This window comes from Phenylobacterium sp. (genome assembly GCF_044371015.1).
Lineage (GTDB): Bacteria > Pseudomonadota > Alphaproteobacteria > Caulobacterales > Caulobacteraceae > Phenylobacterium.
Map to the genome: position 1 here is coordinate 1 of NZ_JBILUK010000213.1, position 5,592 is coordinate 5,592.

Genomic DNA, 5,592 nt, shown 5'->3' on the forward strand with positions numbered 1-5,592 from the left:
CTCGTTTCGGAGAACGGTGTATCCCGGCAGCGGTAAAGAGACGGTTTGCGCACTCAGTCCTGGAACGGATCACGCACCAGGATGGTGTCGTCGCGCTGCGGGCTGGTGGAGAGCAGCGCTACCGGCGCGCCGATCAGCTCCTCGATGCGGCGCACATACTTGATCGCATTGGCCGGCAGGTCCTTCCAGGAGCGCGCGCCCTGGGTGGTGTCCGACCAGCCCTCCATCTCCTCGTAGACGGGTGTGAGCTGGCTCTGGGCCTTCAGACCTGCCGGCAGATAGCCGATCTCGCCCTCACCCAGCCGATAACCGGTGCAGATCTTCAGAATGGGCAGGCCGTCCAGTACGTCGAGCTTGGTCAGCGCCACGCCGGCGATGCCGTTCAGCGCCACGGACTGACGCACCAGGGCCGCATCAAACCAGCCGCAGCGCCGCTCCCGGCCGGTCACGGTGCCGAACTCGCGACCCACCGTGCCCAGGTGGCGGCCGACCTCGTCGTGAAGTTCGGTCGGGAACGGGCCTTCGCCCACGCGGGTGGTGTAGGCCTTGACGATGCCCAGCACGTAGCCCGGTCCCTTCGGCCCGAGGCCGGAGCCCGCCGCCGCCTGTCCGGCCACCGTGTTGGACGAGGTCACATAGGGATAGGTGCCATGGTCCACATCCAGCAGGGCGCCCTGGGCGCCTTCGAACAGCACGCGCCGGCCCGACTTCACGATCTCGTCCAGCATCAGCCAGGCCGGGCGGGCATAGGGCAGCACCTTGGGCGCCATGGCCTCCAGCTCGGCCAGCAGGCCGGCGGCGTCGAACTCGGGCAGGCCCAGGCCCGCGCGCAGCGGCGCATGATGCGCCAGCAGGCGGTCGATCTTGGCTTCAAGCGCCGCCCGGTCGGCGAGGTCGGCCACGCGGATGGCGCGGCGGCCCACCTTGTCCTCATAGGCCGGGCCGATGCCGCGGCCGGTGGTGCCGATCTTGTTCAGCGCCGCGGCTTCACGCGCGCGGTCGAGGTCGCGGTGCAGCGGCAGGATCAGGCAGGCGTTGTCGGCCAGCACCAGGCGCTCGGGCGTGATCTCCACGCCCTGGCCGCGCAGGATCTCGATCTCGGAGAGCAGGTGCCAGGGGTCGACCACCACGCCGTTGCCGATGATCGAGAGCTTGCCCTGCACAACGCCGGACGGCAGCAGGGAGAGCTTGTAGGTCTGGTTGCCGACCACCAGGGTGTGGCCCGCATTGTGGCCGCCCTGGAAACGCACCACCACATCGGCGCGGTTCGACAGCCAGTCGACCAGCTTGCCCTTGCCCTCGTCACCCCACTGGGCGCCGATCACGGTCACATTGGCCATTCGGATACGATCTCCCGACCTGCCCGGAGACACATCCCAGCCCTTCGACAGGTGCTCGGCGGGGATGCGGAGATCAACTTCGCGCGCCGGAACGCCGGGCGCGGCGGTCGTCTAGACGAGGCCGGGCCCGGGCTCAAGAGGCCGGGTGCGGAACGTGGTGGTGATTAGGCCGGGATCCAGGTGGATCGCCGCCGCCGAAGCATTGCGCCCACCGCCCCGAAGCCGCCGATCATCAGCGCCCAGGTCGTGGGCTCGGGCACCGCACCACCGCGCGCGGAATACACGTCGCCCCAATACTGATCGGCGATATCGCCGTTGGGTTCAATGAAGGTCAGAGATGTGAAGGGCGTCGCCGAAATGATCTCAACCCAGGCCGCGTAGCCGCTTCCGCCGTCAACCAGGGTCAATGCACCTGTAGCGCCAGTGTTGGTCGAAAGCTGAAACACGGCGCCGAGATTGTTGACCTGATTGGTGTAGACGCTTTCAAGCCCCGTCGAGATCGCAAAGCCGATCCGTGAGACCGGACCAGCGAACGTCCAGGTCACATTTTCCTGAAAGTTCACCGCGAGGTCGAACCCCTCAAAGCCCGTGCCGTTCAGCCAGTTCTGCATGTCAACAAAGCCCACAAGGCCTGTTGCCGAGCCAGGCGCCCCGCCAAGATCCCAATCCAGCACCCTCGACGACGTACCGAAAGAAGCCATGCCGCCCGCGATATCGGTGGTTTGAGTTATCGTCAGCCCGCTCGCGGACGCGTTGGGCGCCCACCCGCTCAGAGCGAGCGCGCCAGCGGCGGTCAGCGCCTTGAGGGCGCGGATCGTACGGAACATGGAGTTACTCCAGACAGCACAGGCCGCAGGCTTACGGCCGTTAAGCGAGAACCCTGTGGCGAGCCCGCGCCGGGCGCATGATCAATTCGGACTATGCCTGGTCTGAGACAGGCGGCGGGGCGGCCGAGCGGGCCATGATCTCGCGCCAGTGCTTCAGGCCCATCATGTGGCCGGCGCCGGGAATGAGGTGGGTCTCGCGGATGCGGGGGCCCAACCAGGCCTTCAGGGTGTCCAGCGAGGCGAAGGTGTCGTCGGTCCCATGCCAGACCACCACGGGGGCGGTGATCGCCGGCGCCGGACGATTGTGAGCACGCCGGAAGGCCCGCAGTTCGTCTGCTGTCGCCCGGCTGGATTTCAGCAGGCTCTCGCCGATCACCGCGCTGACATAGTCGATCACGGCGGGATGCGCTTCAATGAACGCCCGATCCTCCGGCGCCGTGGCGGTGCGGCGGGCGATGTCGCGGATCATGGCGCGCGAGCGTCGATATCGGATGATCCCGTAGAGCGCCTCGACGATCCACGGATTGGCTTCGATCCGCGCGCGAAACTGGGCGGCGACGCCCGGACGGGCGAGGACCTGCGCGCGCGGCGCCCGACCTGAGATGAGGGTGACCATCTCGACCCGCGCGCCGAGGCGGGCGGCGGTTTCAAGCGCCGTGGGCGCGCCCGACAGCGCCGCGGTGATCCGCAGACGCTCAAGTCCCAGATGATCACACAGCGCGATCATGTCCTCGGCCACGCCGTCGAAGTCGTAAGGCCGCAAGGGCCGGTCCGAGCGTCCGAAGCCAGGGCGATCGGCCGCGATGGCGCGCAGGCCGAGCGCGCGGGCGGCCGCGTCGGTCTCCGGCGGCAGCAGGCACGAGCCCAGGCCCTCGTGGAAAAAGAGGATCGGCAGGCCCACGGGGTCCCCATAGTCACGCCACGCCAGGGCCCGGCCGTCGGCAAGCCGAAACAGCTGGATCGGCGGCGCGGACTCCACCACCCGCGCCGTCCAGGGGTCGACCTCATCCTGGCGCATGGCGTTGGCCACCACGCTTAGCTCGGTCAGCACCCGCACGAGGTCGGATTGGCGCTGCAGCCCCATCTTGTCGAACACGCCGCGCAGCTGGTTGCGGGCGGTGTTGACCGAGATTCCCAGGTCGTCCGCTGCTTGCTGGATCGGCGCGCCGGCGCGCAGCCGCCGGGCAAGCCTCAGCTCCGCCTCGGTCAGGCCGAAGCTTTCACGAATACCGGCCCAGAGCTGGGCCGTCGGCTCGAGCGCCGGAAACACCAGCACCGTCGCGCTCTCCGGCCAGGCTTGAGCCTCCGCGCCCAGGCGGGCGCCGGCCAGCGCGGCGGGCAGGGCATAGGCGAACACCGGCGCCTCGCCGCCGGCGCGATCCAGCCGAAACACCACCTGGCGTCCCTCTGACCTGGCGCGTCGGACGCCCTCAGCCAGGGCCACGCCGTTGGCGGGACTGACGAGGATCAACGGTTGTCCAGGTTCGGCGGCGCCCAGGCCCGCGGCCAGCAGGTCGAACGCCGCGCCGTTGCCGTCGATCACCGCGCCGGAGGCCGCCAGCACCAGGAAGGCGAGGTCGCCCCGGGCCGCCGCGCCCGGCGGGCCCTCGCCGGGCAGCCGCGACTTGCGGGCGTACTCGGCGGCGGCGGAAAGCTCGGCCAGGTTCTGGGGATCGGTCCCATTAGGGTCCAGCACATGGGTCAGCTCATCCCAGGCGGAGGGCCGCGCGGCGATCCGGTAGAGCGTTTCAACCAGCAGCGTGGCGTCGGGAGCGTCGGACATCCGACCGGAACCTTAGCAATTCCGAGGCCAGTCCCAAGCGGGATCGCCTCACCCTGGGCGTAAACCCCGCGCCAGGGTGGTGGTCAGGCGATGGTGCAGGTCGCGCGCCGCGCCCTTGGGCAGTTTGCCGGCCATTTCCAGCACCACCACGCCGTGAGTAGCGGCCCAGAACATGGCGCCGATGGTCTCTGGATCGCCCTGCATCTCGCCGGCCTCCACCTGGTCCTCCACCCAGCCCGACATGGTGGCGTGCGCGCGTCGGCTTGCGGCCACCAGCGCGTCGTCGGCCAGATCCATCGGCTGGTTCAGATCGAACATCAGCTTGTAGGTGTGGGGATGGTCGAACGCGAAGGAGACATAGGCCTCGCCCACGGCGGCGGCCTTGGCCCTCGCGCTCTTGCCCGAGGCGCGCGCAGCTTCCAGCGCGGTGGCGAAACGCTCGAATCCGGCGATGCGCACGGCCGCCAGGATCGCTTCCTTGTCCTGGAAGTAGCGATAGGGCGTCATGGGTGAGACGCCGAGCTCAGCCGCCAGTTGGCGCATGGTCACCGCATCCGGTCCATGTTCGGCGAACAGCCGCTCGGCCGCCGCGCACAGGCGGTCGCGGAAGTCGGCGACGTCGCTCTCGGTCAGGATACGCGGCATGCGACTCGGGTTGCCCCCCTCGGATGAGAAAGGCCTAGCGCCCCTGGATTGGCTTTACAACGTAAGTCATCAGCCGGACGCGTTGCACTTGGGCTCCGCCCTCGAAATGATGCAGACGAGACCGCACGTCAGAGGCGGGCCGGGAGAATGAGATGACCGATCAGAAGCCTGTGTCCGACGCGCCGTTTCCCCTGGCGGGCCTGAGGGTGCTGGATTTCTCCCGTGTGCTGGCCGGCCCGTTCGCCGGGCGCATGTTGGCCGACCTTGGGGCCGACGTGGTCAAGGTCGAGCCGCCGGACGGCGATCTCACCCGGCTGTGGGGGCGCCGCACGGGGGGCGTGCCCGGCTATTACAACCAGCAGAACGTCGGGAAGCGGAACATCAGTCTCGACTTGAGAGCCCAGGGCGCCGTCGACCTGGTCAAGCAACTGGTCGCCAAGGCCGACATCCTGATCGAGAACTATCGGCCTGACGTGATGCCAAGGCTCGGCGTCGGCTATGAGGTGCTCAAGGCCGTCAACCCCCGCCTCATCATGCTGTCGATCTCGGGCTTCGGCGCGGGCGGTCCGGAGTCGCGGCGTCCCGCCTTCGCACCCATCGTGCACGCCGAACTGGGCTTCCTCGACCGTCAGGCCCGGCGGGGCGACATCCCGCATCGTGATCTGCCGATCTCGGCCGCTGACACCAACGCTTCGCTGCATGGGCTGGTCGCGGTTCTGGCCGCCCTGCACCTGCGCGCCACGACCGGTCTTGGCCAGCACATCGACATGGCGATGATGGACGCCAGCCTCGTGACCGACGACCAGCTGCACTACGATCTGGAAGACGCCAACGACATGGTCTCGCTGCCCAACGATGTCTGGGAGACCGGCGCCGGTCCGATCCTGGTCTCGGCCGACTTCCGCTTCCTGTTCCGGCGAATGACCGAGAAGCTGGGACTGGCCGATCCGGCCGGGCCGGAGGCGACGCTGGCGGAGAAGATCGCCGCCCGCCGGGC

Annotated in this window: 4 protein-coding genes and 1 pseudogene; 1 reads left to right on the plus strand and 4 read right to left on the minus strand. The window is 68.7% G+C overall.

Annotation, left to right across the window (positions count from 1 at the left end):
• Nucleotides 1-53 precede the first annotated feature (53 nt).
• The 4 genes and pseudogenes from ACIQ3R_RS14605 to ACIQ3R_RS14620 all read right to left on the minus strand — a co-directional run bounded on the left by ACIQ3R_RS14605 (nt 54) and on the right by ACIQ3R_RS14620 (nt 4,595).
• The gene (locus ACIQ3R_RS14605; RefSeq protein ID WP_397419591.1) at nt 54-1,340 is read right to left on the minus strand and encodes an adenylosuccinate synthase; all 1,287 of its coding nucleotides are present in this window, start codon (nt 1,338-1,340) and stop codon (nt 54-56) included.
• Between the two features lie 164 nt (nt 1,341-1,504).
• Nucleotides 1,505-1,603: pseudogene (locus ACIQ3R_RS14610) on the minus strand (PEPxxWA-CTERM sorting domain-containing protein); the annotation flags it as partial.
• 655 nt (nt 1,604-2,258) lie between these two features.
• Nucleotides 2,259-3,950: an alpha/beta fold hydrolase gene (locus tag ACIQ3R_RS14615; RefSeq protein ID WP_397419592.1), complete on the minus strand. Its 1,692-nt coding sequence runs from the start codon at nt 3,948-3,950 to the stop codon at nt 2,259-2,261.
• Nucleotides 3,951-3,998: 48 nt separating this feature from the next.
• Nucleotides 3,999-4,595, minus strand: a complete 597-nt coding sequence (locus ACIQ3R_RS14620; protein WP_397419593.1) for a TetR/AcrR family transcriptional regulator — start codon at nt 4,593-4,595, stop codon at nt 3,999-4,001.
• A gap of 152 nt (nt 4,596-4,747) precedes the next feature.
• On the opposite strand from ACIQ3R_RS14620, the gene ACIQ3R_RS14625 reads away from it, so the two are divergent.
• A partial coding sequence (locus tag ACIQ3R_RS14625) for a CaiB/BaiF CoA transferase family protein (protein WP_397419594.1) occupies nt 4,748-5,592 on the plus strand: 845 nt, incomplete at its 3' end.